Below are 14,625 nucleotides of genomic sequence, written 5' to 3' on the forward strand. Positions count from 1 at the left end.
CCAAACGCCGTATGGCAATCAACCGACCCGCCGTCCTCATCACCGGCGCCGCCCGGCGCATCGGCGCAGTGCTTGCGCGCAGTTTTGGTGCCGCGGGGTGGCACGTGGTCATTCACCACGGCTTCTCGCACGCCGAGGCCGAGACGCTGGCAGCCGAACTGCCCCGCGCCGAAGTTGTCCAGTGCGACCTGACAGACGGCGATGCGGCCGAGGCCATGGTCGAGGCCCTCGCCGCGCGCCTGCCGGACTGGCGCGTGCTGGTGAGCAACGCTGCCGTATTCAACGAAGACCGCGCCGACCGCATCGATCCCGCCGTCTTTGCCGAGGCGATGGCCGTCAACGCTGCCGCGCCGGTGCGTATGGCGCAGGCCTTCCTGCGCTCCGCCAGGGCCGATGGCGGTCGCCGCGTGATCCAGTTTACCGACATGAAGGTCGCCAATCCAAACCCCGATTTCTTCTCCTACACCATGGCCAAGAACGCGCTTGCCGCATCGGTTCGGACGCTGGCGATGGCACAGGATGACCCGCGCGACCGGGTCTACGCCCTTGCCCCCGGGGCCATGCTCCCCAGCCACGATCAGCGTGACGAGGAGCACCTGCTATCGGGCCGGATGAACCTGCTCGGCCGGATTACCGAGCCTGAGGAATTGGCCGATGCAGCGCTATGGCTGTCCGAAGGCTGGCTGGCGAGCGGCGAGACGCTGTTCATCGATTCGGGCCAGCACCTGATGACCCAGCCGCGCGACGTGCTTTACCTTGCGCGCGGGCTGACCTAACGCGCCGCCCATGCTCGAAGCCCTGCTGACCTCCACCCTCGTCGTCGCGCTTGCCGAAGTGGGCGACAAGACGATGCTGCTTGCCATCGTGCTGGCCGCCCGGCTGCGCGCGCCGTGGCAGATTATCGCGGGCATTTTCGTCGCCACCATTGCCAACCATGCACTCGCCGCGCTGGTCGGGCGCGAGGTGGCCGGACTGGTCGAATCGCAATGGTTCCGCATCGCGGTTGCGCTCGGTTTCATCGCCATGGCCGCGTGGACGCTGGTGCCGGACAAGCTGGACGACGATGAAGAAACATCGGTCCGCACCAAAAGCAGCGCTTTCCTGACCACGCTGGTCTCATTCTTCTTCGTAGAGATCGGCGACAAGACTCAGGTCGCGACGATCGCGCTGGCCGCGCATTACCGCGATGTGCTTACCGTCGCCGCTGGCACCACACTCGGTATGATGATCGCCAATGTGCCCGCCGTGTTCCTCGGCGAGGAACTGGTCAAGCGCGTCTCGCTGAAAGCGGCGCGCACGGCGGCGGCGGCGCTGTTCTTCGTGCTCGGCGTATGGCAGCTCGCTTCGGCGCTCGGCTGGCTCGGCTGACAGATCAAACTTGCCTTTGTGCACAAGTGGCATAGGCTTGCCGCATGTGGCTGCTAGACAAGATGCTGCGCGCGTTGATCCGCAAGGGTCGTCTCGTGCTGACCGACCACGACGGCAAGATCTACACCTATGGTGAGCCTGCCGCCGATCCCCTCCACATCCGGCTGACCGACAAGGGGGCGGCGCTGCACATCGCCAAGGACCCGCGCATCGGTGCGGGCGAGGCCTATATGGATGGCCGGCTCGTGATCGAACCGCCGCATGACGTGCGCGACTTCATCCTGTTTGTCATGAGCCAGGATTCGGGCGATGCCGTGCGCGCGCGCAACCCGCTGCGCCGGGTGCTGGACAAGGTTGCGTCAAGGCTTGACCAGAACAATTACCGCGCGCGGGCAGCCAAGAATGTCGAACATCATTACGATCTTACGCGGCGTTTTTACGAACTCTTTCTCGATACCGACCGCCAGTACACGATGGCCTATTGGCGGGATCCGAATGGCACGCTGGAGCAGGCGCAGCTCGACAAGAAGGCGCTGATTGCCGCCAAGCTGCGGATTGAGCCGGGTATGCGAGTGCTCGATATTGGTTCCGGTTGGGGCGGTTTCGGCTTGTTTCTGAATCGGCATTACGGCTGCGAAGTGCTCGGTGTGAGCCTCGCGCCCGATCAGGTGCGCTTCGCCAACGAACGCGCCGAAGCCGCCGGGGTAGCGGACAAGGTGAAATTCGAGCTGACCGACTACCGCGACGTCAATGTGCAATTTGACCGGATCGCCAGCGTCGGCATGTTCGAACACGTCGGCCTGAAGAACTACGACGAATATTTCTCCAAGACCTGGGACCTCCTGGCCCCCGACGGCGTCATGCTAACCCACACCATCGGCCGCCTGAAACAAAGCGGCGCGACCGACAAGTGGAACCGCAAGTACATCTTCCCTGGCCACTACCTGCCGGCGGTGAGCGAAATGTCCGCCTCGCTCGAGCGCACCGGCTGGGAAATCGCCGACCTCGAAATGATGCGTTACCACTACGCCTATACGCTGGCCGAATGGTACCGCCGCGCAACCCTGCACCGCGAAGAGATCGAGCAGCTTTACGACGCGCGCTTCTTCCGCATGTGGCAGTTCTATCTGGCGGGCGCCGAACAGGGCTTTCGCCACGGCAACCTCGTCAACTTCCAGTTCCAGACGGTAAAGCGCCGCAATGCCGTGCCGAACACGCGCGACTATATCGAAGCGGAGATGCTGCGCTTGCTCGCGGCTGAGCAGGCGCCCGAGTGGCATCTGGAAAAGCACGCTGCCGAATGAGGGCACTGGCCTTTGCCGGGGCGCTCTCGGCCCTGCTGCTGCTCACCCCTGCCCCGGCGCAAGATGCGAAGACTGCACGCGAGGCGGCGGCAGACGCTGCGGCCGCTGTAACAGAGGCGGTGGAAGCGGCGGATGAGGACGTTCCGGTTAACACCGAAGGCCCCCGCCACACTTACGGCAAGCCGGTGGAGTTCACCTGCCCGGTCGGCGGTGAGAAGTTCAGCCAGGTCATCGACGCGTTCAGCTTTCCGCTCGAGACCTATCCCGATGGCGGCGGTCCGGGGTCGGAGCAGAGCGACGTCCAGCTGCCCGAGTGCCCGTCCAACGGCCTCGTGCTGATGAACGAATACAAGCACGAGGAAGGCGACAGCCAGGAGCCTTACACCACTGCCGAGATCGCCCGCCTGCCCGCGCTGATCGCCACGCCCGAGTATCAAGCGCTGCGCAAAGACAGCCGCGCCGCGCGGTTGCTGTGGCTATCCGAAAAACTCGGCCGACCGGCATGGCAGCGCTACCACCTGCTCCAGCGCGCCGCTTGGGTCGCCAAGACGCCCGCAGACCGCAAACGCTGGATGACTCGCATCGCCGATGAGAGCGAGGCAATGGCCAACGCCCCCGGTTTCCCGCCCGACTTTGCCGTGCAGCTCGACGTGTTCCGCATCAATGCCCTGCGTGAAACCGGGCGCTGGGACGAAGCGCTGAAGGCGATTGATGCGCTTTATGCGAAGGCCGATGCCTTGCGCGCCAAGCGGCCGGTCAATCCGCACGTGGTCAATCAGCAGGAAGATGACGATGGCCGGATCGACATTCTCGAACGCATGCGCAGCGTAATCGCCGATAAGGACGATGATCCGCACCCCGTCGGCATGATGGGCAAGCGCTGGGCCAACATGATCTGCCGCGACATCGATGAGCCCGGCAAGAACCCGCTGATCGGCCCCAACACACGCCGGGGCTGCGCAAAGATGAAGGCGGACGCCGAGTTCGAGACGGCCGTCACTGAACTCGAAACCGATCTCGTGGGCGACGTGGTCAAGCGCGACAAAATCTGCGTGCGAACTCCGGCAGACAAGCGCAGCAAACTGGAAGCAAGGGCCTGCGAAGGCGCGATGGCGCAGGTCGAATGGATCGCCGACCGGGCGAAGATGGATGCCTGGGCCAAGCGCCTTCTCGCCAACCCCGCGATACTGGACGTGGAGTGCAAGGCCGTGACAATCGGTCGCTATGACACGCCCGCCACCGCGCTTGGCAAGGCCTGCCAGGAACGCGCACGCGCCCTGCACGAGAAGGAATTCCGCCGCCTGCGTGACCTGATGCAAAAGAACCCGGCGGAGTACGACAATCGCTGCACCTACAAGTACCCGCAGTATGTCAGCGAAGACCCGCTTGAGGAGGCCTGCGCCTCGGTGAAGTCAACCCGCGAATCTGAACAGGATGACAATGCACGGCAGCAGGTAAACAAGCTGACCCCGGCCGAAATCGCCGCGCGCTGCGCCCAGCGCGACGAGGCGGAGGCTAAAGATGCCCCCGCATTTCCGGAGGCAAAGGCCTTTGACCCGATAGACTACAAGTGCATCTCGCTGCGCTCGCAGCGTGAGGAAGCGGAGTGGAGGAAGATCGCGGCTGATCCTGCCCTGCTTGCCGAAACCTGTGCCAAGGCTCTGGCTGACGAGGATCATCTGTACCGCAGCCGCTGCGACGCCATCGAGGAGGATAAGCTCGACGCTGAAGCCTACAAGCTCGCCAAGGATCACACGGCCCTGGTCGGTTCGTGCCAGTCCACACCGATGGAGCAGCGCGGCCGAGTGCTTGCCATGGCCTGCGAACGCTATCGCAAGTGCGTGATTGTGCCTGTCGGCACCCGTGTGCCCCAGAAGAACATGTTCCGCGGCGACCTGCCCATCGGATATTACGGAGAGGAAGCGGAGAAGCGCTTCCTCGAAGGCGAGCATGGCGATGGCACGGGCCGCTATTGCTATGACATGCTGGAGGAAGCCAACGCGGCCTGGGAACTGGTCAAGGACCCGGCGAAGCGGGTGATCGATCCGGTTGACTTGGGTGCGCCCTATTCCGATCGGAAGATCAAGGCGCCCAAGGCGAAGGGCAAGTCCAGACCAGCCTCGCCGCCTGTGAAAATGTAGCTCCGGGCCGCCCTATTCGGGATAAGCCTCGTTCATGCAGCGCCAGCTCAGCGCCACAAGCTCTTCAAGCACGCCTGCATCCACGTCCGCCAGCTTGTTGATATAAAGGCACGACGCGCCGGTCTTGTGCTTGCCCAGCCGCGCAAAGAGGGCGTCGGCTTCGGGCTGGCGGTTGGCGTAATTGCCCATCAGATAGATCGTCATCGCCGCTTTGCGCGGGCTGAACCCGGCGCGGCACATGGTGCCTTCGCGGCCACTGTCGTATTTGTAGTTGTAGCTGCCATAGCCGATGATGCTCGGCCCCCACATCTTCGGTTCGACGCCGGTGACGCGGCGGTGCATGGCGTCGATTACCTCAGCTTCCTCGCGCCGCCGGGTATCAGCAACAGCCGCGATGAAATCGGCGGCACTGACCTCGGTCGCCTTGGTCTTCAGTTCCGCCTTTGCCATGCCGGTTCCTCCCGATACGCGAAGCCTATCACGCATCGACGGAAAGTCACCCGTCGCAATCGTTCCAGTAGTCCTTGTTGGTCGTGCAGCTTTGCAGGCCGGAATAGTGGTTGACCGTGCAGACCGTCTTCATCGGGCAGGCCTTGAACGTGCGCGGGCGGTACTGGGGCGGAGCGGCTGGGCGGTTGAATATGGCCACGACCTTGGGCTTGAGCGCGGTCATCTGGGTCCGCACGTCGGAGTTCCCGTATTTGATCGAGTAATTGATCCAGTAAAGGATCTCGTCCTGATGTTTCATCGGCTCGCTCGACTGGAGCAGCGCGGATGCTGCCATGACCGCGCCATAGACCTGCCCGTCCTCCGCAAGATTGCGGCCAAGCCGGTAGGCCAGGTTCCAGTCCTTTTTTGTCCCCTTGCCCTCGTTCAGCATGTCCCAGGCGAGGAAGGTGCCATAGATGTGCCCGCGCTCGGCCGCCTTGCGGAACCAGGCGAATGCCTTGGTGGGGTTCTTCGCGGTTCCCAACCCGGCCATGTGGAAGTTGCCGGCGCTGAACATCGCGTCGACATGACCCGCTGTCGCAGCCTTCTCGACCAGCGCAAGGCCGGCCTTGTAATCGACCTTGTTGTCGACCTGCCCGCGCGCCAGCAGCACGCCCTTGGTATAGGTCGCTTCAGGATCGCCAAGGTCGGCCGCCTGCGAAATCAGCTTGTAACCTTCATTGCCGTCCGACTTGCCGAACTTGCCATTCCACATGGCCAGCCCGGTCTCGAACATGGCCACCGGGTCCTTCTGCTGCAGGGCATACCCCGCTGCCCCGCCCATGCCCTGCTCCGTCTGGATGACGTGTTGGTCCGCCCGAACCGCCAGCCCGGCAGGCGGCTTGGGGCAGGGCTGCTTCGCCCCGCGCGCCGCTTCATAGGCAGCAGCCCAGCTCGCTTCCTCAGCGCTCGACTTGCGGCCCTTTGCGTTCTCGGCGAACAACAGGTCGTAAGCATTGTGACAATTGGTGCGCGGCTGGTGGACCTTGTCGATCGCCGGCAGGCCATATGAGGCCAGCTTGCGGTTGGCCTCATCAACCGCTGGCTGCGAGGCGAGCTGGCCGCCGCAGAACGCGGAGGCGACAAGGATGGCTGCATAGCTGAACGAACGGCGCATGGGTTTCTCCTCCCAGGCTGATTGCCCCGCAAATATCCTGCAGCGGCAGTTTCAGGTCCAATGACAAATTCTGTCATCGCCGCTTCGCCTAGCCTATGGTTGCGATAGCGCCCCTACCCTGCTAGCCGCGCCCGCGAATTGCTGCCCTTTTTGTGCGAGTCCCTGCCCCATGTCCGATGCCATCAAGAAAGTCGTGCTTGCCTATTCGGGCGGCCTCGACACCAGCGTCATCCTCAAGTGGCTGCAGGTCACCTACAACTGCGAAGTCGTGACCTTCACCGCCGATCTCGGCCAGGGCGAGGAACTGGAACCGGCGCGCGCCAAGGCCAAGCTGATGGGCGTGCCCGATCACCACATCTACATCGACGACCTGCGCGAGGAATTCGTCCGCGACTTCGTCTTCCCGATGATGCGCGCCAATGCCCGCTATGAAGGCGACTACCTGCTCGGCACCTCGATCGCCCGCCCGTTGATCTCGAAGCGCCTTGTCGAGATCGCGCATGAGACCGGCGCAGACGCCGTAGCTCACGGAGCCACCGGCAAGGGCAACGACCAGGTGCGCTTCGAACTGTCCGCCTATGCGCTCGATCCCTCGATCAAGGTCATCGCACCATGGCGCGAATGGGACCTGACCAGCCGCACCGCGCTGATCGCCTGGGCCGAGAAGCACCAGATTCCGGTGCCTAAGGACAAGCGCGGCGAAAGCCCGTTCTCAACCGACGCGAACCTCCTCCACACCTCGTCCGAGGGCAAGGTGCTCGAAGATCCGTGGGAAGAGACCCCGGACTACGTCTATTCGCGCACGGTCAACCCCGAGGACGCGCCAGACACGCCCGAATACATCACCATCGATTTCGAGCGCGGCGATGGCGTCGCGCTCAACGAACAGGCCATGTCGCCCGCCACCCTGCTGACCGAGCTCAACACGCTGGGCCGCAAGCATGGCATCGGCCGCCTGGACCTTGTCGAGAACCGCTTCGTCGGCATGAAGAGCCGCGGCATGTATGAAACGCCCGGCGGCGAGATCTATGCCCGCGCCCACCGCGGCATTGAGAGCATCACCCTCGATCGCGGCGCTGCGCACCTCAAGGACGAGCTGATGCCAAAGTACGCCGAGCTCATCTATAACGGTTTCTGGTTCGCCCCCGAGCGTGAGATGCTGCAATCGGCAATCGACCACAGCCAGGCGAAGGTTTCCGGCACCGTGCGGCTCAAGCTCTACAAGGGCAATGCCAGCGTTGTCGGCCGCAAGAGCCCGAACAGCCTCTATTCGGAACGCCACGTCACCTTCGAGGATGATGCCGGCGCTTACGACCAGAAGGACGCGGCGGGCTTCATCAAGCTCAACGCCCTCCGGCTGCGATTGCTGGCCCAGCGCGACCGCTGAGGCGAATCGCCTTCGCGGGAGGCGATTGAAAAAGATGTCCACCGCAGGAGCCGACTTATCCACCGTGGAGTCGGCTGCCTGTGGATAAGTCACCCGAATCCCGCTTGTGCGACTCGGTTTGTGGGCGCAGCTTCAAGTCATCGGAAGGGCGCTTCAGACGCAACGGGACAGAAGGAAACTTCTGAAACGAAACGGAAAAAGCAACCAGAAGGTACGGCGGCGCTGCCCGCAGCAGTATCGGAAAACACGCCTCGCAAGTTCCCCCCGGAATAAGCCTGGCGAACCGCAGATGCAGTGAGAGGCGCGCTACCGTCAGACCGCTTTCGCGAGGAGCGCGGCAACGGAGAGAAGCAGGTCCTTCGGGTCCAGCAACAAACCGGAACCAAGCACCAGAAGGCAGTCACGGAACCGCCAGGCGGGAACGGCATGGGTCGGCACGCGTTGTCTTCGGACAAGCGATGCGCGGATCGGCCACCCACCTGACGGGACCGGGCACCCCTTCGGCGGTGCAGAGGTACGGCGACCGGTCGCCAGGGACTTCGGTCCGTGGCACCGCTGGCAGAGCCAGGTAAAGTTGTCCCGAAGGCTGCAACGACGCAGACGGTGAGCGGGGGCTGGCAGCAATGCCGGCCCCTTTTGCTTTTCCGGCCCGCTCGCCGCTCTACCCGTCCTTCTCCTAACGCACCGTACCACCATCACACCTCCCGCGCCCCTGGGTTAGTCGTTGCACTTGCTCGCCTATTCGCTAGGCTCGAAAGCCTGTGCCGACCGGGAGAAGACTTGCGGGCGGACACCCCAACCGAAGGAGTTTCCATGATCCGCAACCTGCTCCCCCTCGCCGCGCTGGTGGCGCTTGCTGCTTGCGGCAAGGCTGACGGCGAACTCAATCCGGGCAACTGGAAGACCACGATGAAGGTCACCAGCTTCGAAGTGCCCGGCGCGCCGCCCGAAATGCAGGCGCAGATCAAGCAGCGCATGGCCATGATGATGGGCCAGGGCCAGTCGACCGAAAGCTGCATGACGGCCGAGCAGGCAAAGGCCGGCGTGCGCGACTTTTCCAAGAAGAGCCAGCAGGGCGATTGCACGCTTGATCCCTACACCCAGGGCGGCGGCAAGATGAGCGGCACGCTGAAGTGCAAGGGCGGCCAGTTCGGTGCTGACGGCATGAAGATGGAAGGCACCTACAGCGACAGCAAGGTCGACATGGCCATGGCCGCCGACATCAATCAGCCCGCGCTGCCCGGCGGCAAGGCGACGATCAAAATGAGCGTCGTCTCCGAACGCACCGGCGACTGCAAGAAGTAAGCTTCGGAGCGAGGCTCCCCCTCCCGCCGGGGAGGAGGAGCCTGCTCCCAACCGCAACCGCGCGCGTTAGCGGCGGTCGCAGTATTCGTATCGGCCCGCTTCGCACAGCGAGACCGCGCGGCGCCAGGCGGCCATGTCGCGCTGGTACCGGGCGCGGGCAGAGGCATAGTCATCCGCGCCATCACCGCCCCGCCGGCCTTTATATTCTCGCCCGTTATATTCCCGCCAAGCCTTCCAGCCCTCGGCATATTCCGCATCGCGCCTTTCGACATAGGCGAGCTGGCCCAGGTTCAAATCGCGAATGATCGCCTTGTCGCGCGCCCGGTTTGCCGGGTTGCGCATCGAGGGATCGTTGGGATCATCCGCCCGGGCCACCGATGCACCGCCCGAGCACACGCCAAGCGCCAAGGCGCCTGCCAAAGTCCAATTCCTCATGTTTTTACGCTACCCTTCCAACCCTCTGCGCCGGTTATAATGAAGTTGGCAGAGTCGGTGCAAAGCGCTTGCGACGAAGCGTTTTCGCCTCGTCGCAGGATCGGAGCGCTTCGGCTTTCGCTCGTTACTCGTCGCTGACCTCGGCCAGCGGCTCGGCGCTCTCGGCCGGTTCAATTGGACCGGCCTCGGCGGGCTTGCTGCCCCGATGCACCTCCACCCCAGCCACCTCGCCTTGCGGCTCGATCACCGCGGGAGCCTCCTCCTTCGGCCAAACGGCTTGAGCCACCGCGCGCTGCAATTCGGCCTCCTGTCGCACAAGGATTTCGCGCTCGCGGGCCAGACGCCAGCCATGCGCGCCATAGACGTCTATCGGGCCGCGATCGGAAGGCAGCGCCCCGCTGTAGCTGTAGGTTTCCGAAGCCTGCGCAAACATCTGGCCCGATGCCGGCTGCCACGCATTGGCCGCGCCGGAACTAGCCCAGGGACGAGCCGGTGCGACCGCTTCATAGCTGGGATGCGGGAACAAGGCCCCCATCAGCGCCGCCCCGGCGGCAGCGGCGGAAAATGCCAGTTTCGAGGCGAACGGATCCATCTTGCAACACTCCAAAGGCCCCCTCTGGAACTTACAAGTGAAACACGGGGGCCAGCGCGATGGTTCCCGCCAAGAGCCGCCTCATTCGGGCCGCGCGAGTCCCGCTGCGGGATTTGGAACCCAGCCCCCTCTTGCCGCCCCTCCCCCCTTGACCTGCACCCGGGATCTTGGACCGTTTGGAGATGGAAGATTCCAGTTATGATTGGAGGGCCAGGATACGGAGTGTGTGATGAAGAGATCGAAGTTCAGCGAGGCGCAGATAGCCTTCGCGGATCACTTTCTCTAAATCACTTCACCAACTGCCCCCGCACCGCGCCATTCGGGAACGCGGCATTGTGCACGTTCACGTAATAGTCTCCCGGCGTCTTGATCAGCGCCATGGCGAGGTCGCGGGTGATCGTGGCGCAGGCGTCGCTCGATCCGTCGGCGGGGGCTTCGAGGGCTACGGCGACCGGGCCGGCCACGCCTGCCTTGCCCGCATGGATGTGCGCGCCAGTGGCGGCGTCGATGCCGGCCACAGTCAGGGTGTAGCAGACCTCGCCCTTGCCGGGATTGACCCGCGCTTCGAGCGTGCCGGTGCCGTCGGTATCACCGGGGCCGGGAACTTCGGCAGCGCCGGTCAGCGTGGCGGAGAGCTTGACTCCGCCCTCACCCAGAGCGGCATTAGGAGCCGGATCGGCAGCGAAAGCGGGAAGCGCGGCGGCGCCGAGTGCGGCGCTGGCGGCAAGCGCGGCCAGGGTGCGGGTGATCGGGGTAAAGGTCATGGCAGGAACTCCTTCATGGGATGAGAGGGAGATTGAACCCGCTGCCGTCATGAAAGTTTCCGCCCCTGCGCCGGAGCGTGCGGGGAATGCGGGGGGGCGGGTTTGCCCCAATATTCGTCGCCCCGGACGTGATCCGGGGCCCCGCTTTCCTTCTGGCGCTGAGAGGCAAGCGGGATCCCGGGTCAGGCCCTGGATGACGGGGTTGGTTTGATGAGGCCAGCGGTCCCGGGTCTGGCCCGGGACGACGAGGGCGCCGCCCCTGCGCTCAGCGTTCCAGCAGCGGGGCGAGGTATTGCCCGGTGTAGCTGCGCGGGTTCTTCGCGACGTCCTCGGGCGTGCCCACGGCGACGATCTCGCCGCCGCGCACGCCGCCTTCTGGGCCGAGGTCGATCACCCAGTCCGCGGTCTTGATGACATCAAGGTTGTGTTCGATCACCACTACCGAATTGCCGCCATCGACCAGCCGGTGGAGCACTTCGAGCAGTTTGCGGACGTCTTCGAAGTGCAGGCCGGTGGTCGGCTCGTCGAGGATATAGAGCGTCTGCCCGGTGGCGCGGCGGCTGAGTTCCTTGGCGAGTTTGACGCGCTGCGCCTCACCGCCCGACAGCGTGGTCGCCTGCTGGCCGACCTTGACGTAGCCAAGACCCACCTCGTTCAGCATGTGCATCTTGTCACGGATGGGGGGCACGGCCTTGAAGAATTCCTCCGCGTCCTCGATCGTCATGTCGAGCACGTCGGCGATCGAGTGGCCCTTGAACTTCACCTCGAGCGTTTCACGGTTGTAGCGCTTGCCATTGCATTCCTCGCAGGTGACGTAGACGTCGGGGAGGAAGTGCATTTCGATCTTGATCAGGCCGTCGCCCTGGCACTTTTCGCAGCGCCCGCCCTTGACGTTGAAGCTGAAGCGCCCTGCCTTGTACCCGCGCGCGCCGCTTTCCGGCAGGCCGGCGAACCAGTCGCGGATCTGGGTGAAGGCGCCGGTGTAGGTCGCCGGGTTGGAGCGCGGGGTGCGGCCGATGGGCGACTGGTCGATCTCGATCACCTTGTCGCACATTTCGAGGCCGGTGATCTTGTCATGCGCGCCGGCGATCACCCGCGCGCCGTTCAGCGCCCGCGCCGCGCCGGCGTGGAGCGTATCGAGGGTGAGGCTTGACTTGCCCGAGCCTGACAGGCCGGTGACGCAGCAGAAGGTGCCGAGCGGGAATTCCGCCGTGACGCCGCGCAGGTTGTTGGCCCGCGCGTTCTGGACCACGACCTTGTGGCCGTTGCCCTTGCGCCGCGTGGTCGGCACCTCGATCCGGCGCTTGCCCGAGAGGTACTGGCCGGTGAGGCTGTCCTTCGCCTTGAGGATGTCCTTGAGCGTGCCCTGCGCGACGATGTGCCCGCCGTGGACGCCCGCGCCGGGGCCAAGATCGAGGATATGGTCGGCATGGCGGATCGCGTCCTCGTCATGCTCGACGACGATCACCGTATTGCCGAGATCGCGCAGCCGCTTCAGCGTTTCGAGCAGCCGGTCATTGTCGCGCTGGTGGAGGCCGATGGAGGGTTCATCGAGCACGTAGAGCACGCCCGACAGGCCCGAGCCGATCTGGCTGGCGAGGCGGATGCGCTGGCTCTCCCCGCCGGACAGCGTGCCGCTGGTGCGGTCGAGGTTGAGGTAATCGAGCCCGACGTTGTTGAGGAAGCCCAGCCGCTCGTTGATTTCCTTCAGGATGGCCTTGGCGATCTGCTGCTGCTGGCTGGTCAGCTGGTCATTGAGCGCGCCAAACCACGCCACCGCGTCCGACACCGACAGGTGCGTGACCGAGGAAATGTCGCGCCCGGCGACCTTGACCGACAGCGCCTCGGGCTTGAGGCGCTTGCCCTCGCAGGTCTCGCACGGCTGCGCGGTCTGGTACTTGCCCAGCTCCTCGCGCGTCCAGGCGCTTTCGGTCTGCAACATGCGGCGGTTGAGGTTGCCGATCACGCCCTCGAACGCCTTCTTGACGGTATATTCCTTGCGCCCGTCCTTGAACGTCAGCGGGACGGCGCGGCCGGCGGTGCCGTGGAGGATGACGATCTTCACCTCGACCGGCAGCGCATCCCACGGCGTGTCGAGCGCGAAGCCGAACTCCTTGGCGAGGCTGGCCAGCACCTGCATGTAATAGGGCGACGGCGGGTTGCTCTTCGCCCAGGGCACGATGGCGCCCTGCTTGAGGCTGAGATGCTCGTTCGGCACCACCAGCTGCGGGTCGAACAGCAGCTTCTCGCCAAGGCCGTCGCAGGCGGGGCAGGCCCCCTGCGGCGCGTTGAACGAGAACAGGCGCGGTTCGATGGACTCGATGGTGAAGCCGGAGACCGGGCAGGCGAACTTTTCGCTGAAGACGATGCGGTTGGGCGGGAGCGAAGCGCCTTTCATCCCGGCCGTCAGCGCGCGGCCTTCGACAGGCTCAGGCTGAGCGGGATTGGTTTCTGCAGCAACATCCGCTCGTGCTGAGCCTGTCGAAGCACCCCCGCCCCGCTCGCCCTGCACTTCAGCCACGGTCCAGTCAGCCAGATCGACATAGGCCAGCCCATCGGCCAGCTTCAGCGCCTGTTCGAAGCTGTCCGCCAGCCGCGTCTCGATGCCTTCCCGCACCGCAATACGGTCCACCACCACTTCGATGTCATGCTTGAACTTCTTGTCGAGCGCCGGCGCGTCCTCGATGGCAACCATCTCGCCATTGATCCGCACGCGGGTGTAGCCTGCCTTCTGCCACTCGGCCAATTCCTTGCGGTATTCGCCCTTGCGCTGCCGCACGACCGGCGCAAGCAGATAGGCGCGCGTGCCCTCGGGCAGGGTCATCACCCGGTCGACCATCTGGCTGACCGTCTGCGCCGAAATCGGCAGGCCGGTGGCCGGCGAATAGGGCACCCCGGTGCGCGCCCAGAGCAAGCGCATATAGTCATAGATCTCGGTCACCGTCGCCACGGTGGAGCGCGGGTTGCGGCTGGTGGTCTTCTGCTCGATCGAGATCGCCGGCGACAGCCCGTCGATATGCTCGACATCCGGCTTCTGCATCATTTCGAGGAACTGGCGCGCATAGGCGCTCAGGCTCTCGACATAGCGCCGCTGCCCTTCGGCATAGATCGTATCGAAGGCGAGGCTCGACTTGCCCGAGCCCGACAACCCCGTGACGACGATCAGCGCATCGCGCGGCAGTTCGACATCAAAACCCTTGAGGTTATGTTCGCGGGCACCCCGCACGACAATCTTGGAGAGCGACATGCGCCGCTCTGTTCCACATCTGTTCGATTCTCGCAAGGGGCGGGTGGAACATGTTCTGGTCCGTGGCTCAATCGGCCGGAACCGGCGGCAATAGTTGGAAATTGCCCATGCTGCCATCGCGTGCGGCGACTGGTTCGGGATCGGCGGCAAAGCTGTAGACCGGCTTGCCGTCAAAGGCCCACTGGTCCGATCCGTCGTCGCGGCGCAGCAGGGTCCAGCGGCCCACCGGCTTGTCGCTGCCTGCAGAGGTGAGCGGGCGAAAAGTCTGCGCACAGGCATCGATACAGTTCGATCGGGCAGGCTTCTCGCCGCTCGCGACGTCATCCTTGTCAAAGGTGTAGATGCGGTTGTCGTCGATCAGGTTGCGCATCACCCAGCCCTCGCCTTCGCGTACGGCCTGGACGTTGGTCGACGGCACTTGCGGTATCGCGGCGGCGAACAGGGCGAGGGACACGAACGACATCGGCGGGAATCCA

At 64.4% G+C, this 14,625-nt stretch carries 13 protein-coding genes; 6 read left to right on the forward strand and 7 right to left on the reverse strand.

Annotation, left to right across the window (positions count from 1 at the left end; all coding sequences use genetic code 11):
• Positions 1 to 11: 11 nt before the first annotated feature.
• Genes WG900_RS06460 through WG900_RS06475 form a run of 4 tightly spaced genes read left to right on the forward strand, consistent with a single transcriptional unit; the run spans position 12 to position 4,813 of the window.
• Positions 12 to 776, forward strand: coding sequence for an SDR family oxidoreductase (locus WG900_RS06460; protein WP_339965680.1), 765 nt, complete (start codon positions 12 to 14; stop codon positions 774 to 776).
• Positions 777 to 786: 10 nt separating this feature from the next.
• Positions 787 to 1,368, forward strand: coding sequence for a TMEM165/GDT1 family protein (locus WG900_RS06465; protein ID WP_339965682.1), 582 nt, complete (start codon positions 787 to 789; stop codon positions 1,366 to 1,368).
• Between the two features lie 44 nt (positions 1,369 to 1,412).
• Positions 1,413 to 2,672: a cyclopropane-fatty-acyl-phospholipid synthase family protein gene (locus WG900_RS06470; protein ID WP_339965684.1), complete on the forward strand. Its 1,260-nt coding sequence runs from the start codon at positions 1,413 to 1,415 to the stop codon at positions 2,670 to 2,672.
• Positions 2,669 to 4,813, forward strand: coding sequence for a hypothetical protein (locus WG900_RS06475; protein WP_339965685.1), 2,145 nt, complete (start codon positions 2,669 to 2,671; stop codon positions 4,811 to 4,813). Before WG900_RS06470 ends, WG900_RS06475 begins: the two co-directional genes overlap by 4 nt.
• 12 nt (positions 4,814 to 4,825) lie before the next feature.
• Here the strand turns inward: WG900_RS06475 and WG900_RS06480 are convergent, their stop codons facing one another.
• Both WG900_RS06480 and WG900_RS06485 read right to left on the reverse strand, forming a co-directional pair.
• Entirely contained in the window at positions 4,826 to 5,299 is a 474-nt protein-coding gene (locus WG900_RS06480; protein ID WP_339965686.1) for a DUF1801 domain-containing protein, read from the reverse strand.
• A 10-nt stretch (positions 5,300 to 5,309) separates the two neighbouring features.
• Positions 5,310 to 6,419, reverse strand: a complete 1,110-nt coding sequence (locus WG900_RS06485) for a tetratricopeptide repeat protein (RefSeq protein ID WP_339965687.1) — start codon at positions 6,417 to 6,419, stop codon at positions 5,310 to 5,312.
• A 169-nt stretch (positions 6,420 to 6,588) separates the two neighbouring features.
• Here WG900_RS06485 and WG900_RS06490 point away from each other — a divergent pair, with 169 nt between their 5' ends.
• Positions 6,589 to 7,806, forward strand: coding sequence for an argininosuccinate synthase (locus WG900_RS06490; RefSeq protein ID WP_339965689.1), 1,218 nt, complete (start codon positions 6,589 to 6,591; stop codon positions 7,804 to 7,806).
• A gap of 813 nt (positions 7,807 to 8,619) precedes the next feature.
• Positions 8,620 to 9,111: a DUF3617 domain-containing protein gene (locus WG900_RS06495; protein ID WP_339965690.1), complete on the forward strand. Its 492-nt coding sequence runs from the start codon at positions 8,620 to 8,622 to the stop codon at positions 9,109 to 9,111.
• A gap of 66 nt (positions 9,112 to 9,177) precedes the next feature.
• On the opposite strand, the gene WG900_RS06500 is transcribed toward WG900_RS06495, so the two are convergent.
• From WG900_RS06500 to WG900_RS06520, 5 genes are all read right to left on the reverse strand, one after another.
• A complete protein-coding gene (locus tag WG900_RS06500; protein ID WP_339965692.1) occupies positions 9,178 to 9,531 on the reverse strand; it encodes a hypothetical protein in 354 nt (117 codons plus the stop codon).
• Between the two features lie 139 nt (positions 9,532 to 9,670).
• The gene (locus WG900_RS06505; protein ID WP_339965693.1) at positions 9,671 to 10,138 is read right to left on the reverse strand and encodes a hypothetical protein; all 468 of its coding nucleotides are present in this window, start codon (positions 10,136 to 10,138) and stop codon (positions 9,671 to 9,673) included.
• 287 nt (positions 10,139 to 10,425) lie between these two features.
• Positions 10,426 to 10,902, reverse strand: coding sequence for a CHRD domain-containing protein (locus WG900_RS06510; protein WP_339965695.1), 477 nt, complete (start codon positions 10,900 to 10,902; stop codon positions 10,426 to 10,428).
• A gap of 265 nt (positions 10,903 to 11,167) precedes the next feature.
• A complete protein-coding gene (gene uvrA / locus WG900_RS06515) occupies positions 11,168 to 14,149 on the reverse strand; it encodes an excinuclease ABC subunit UvrA (RefSeq protein ID WP_339965696.1) in 2,982 nt (993 codons plus the stop codon).
• Between the two features lie 67 nt (positions 14,150 to 14,216).
• Positions 14,217 to 14,612 carry a COG4315 family predicted lipoprotein gene (locus tag WG900_RS06520; RefSeq protein ID WP_339965697.1) on the reverse strand — a complete coding sequence of 132 codons (396 nt, stop codon included), beginning with the start codon at positions 14,610 to 14,612 and terminating at the stop codon, positions 14,217 to 14,219.
• Positions 14,613 to 14,625 lie beyond the last annotated feature (13 nt).

This window comes from Novosphingobium aquae (assembly GCF_037572715.1).
GTDB classification, from domain to species: domain Bacteria; phylum Pseudomonadota; class Alphaproteobacteria; order Sphingomonadales; family Sphingomonadaceae; genus Novosphingobium; species Novosphingobium aquae.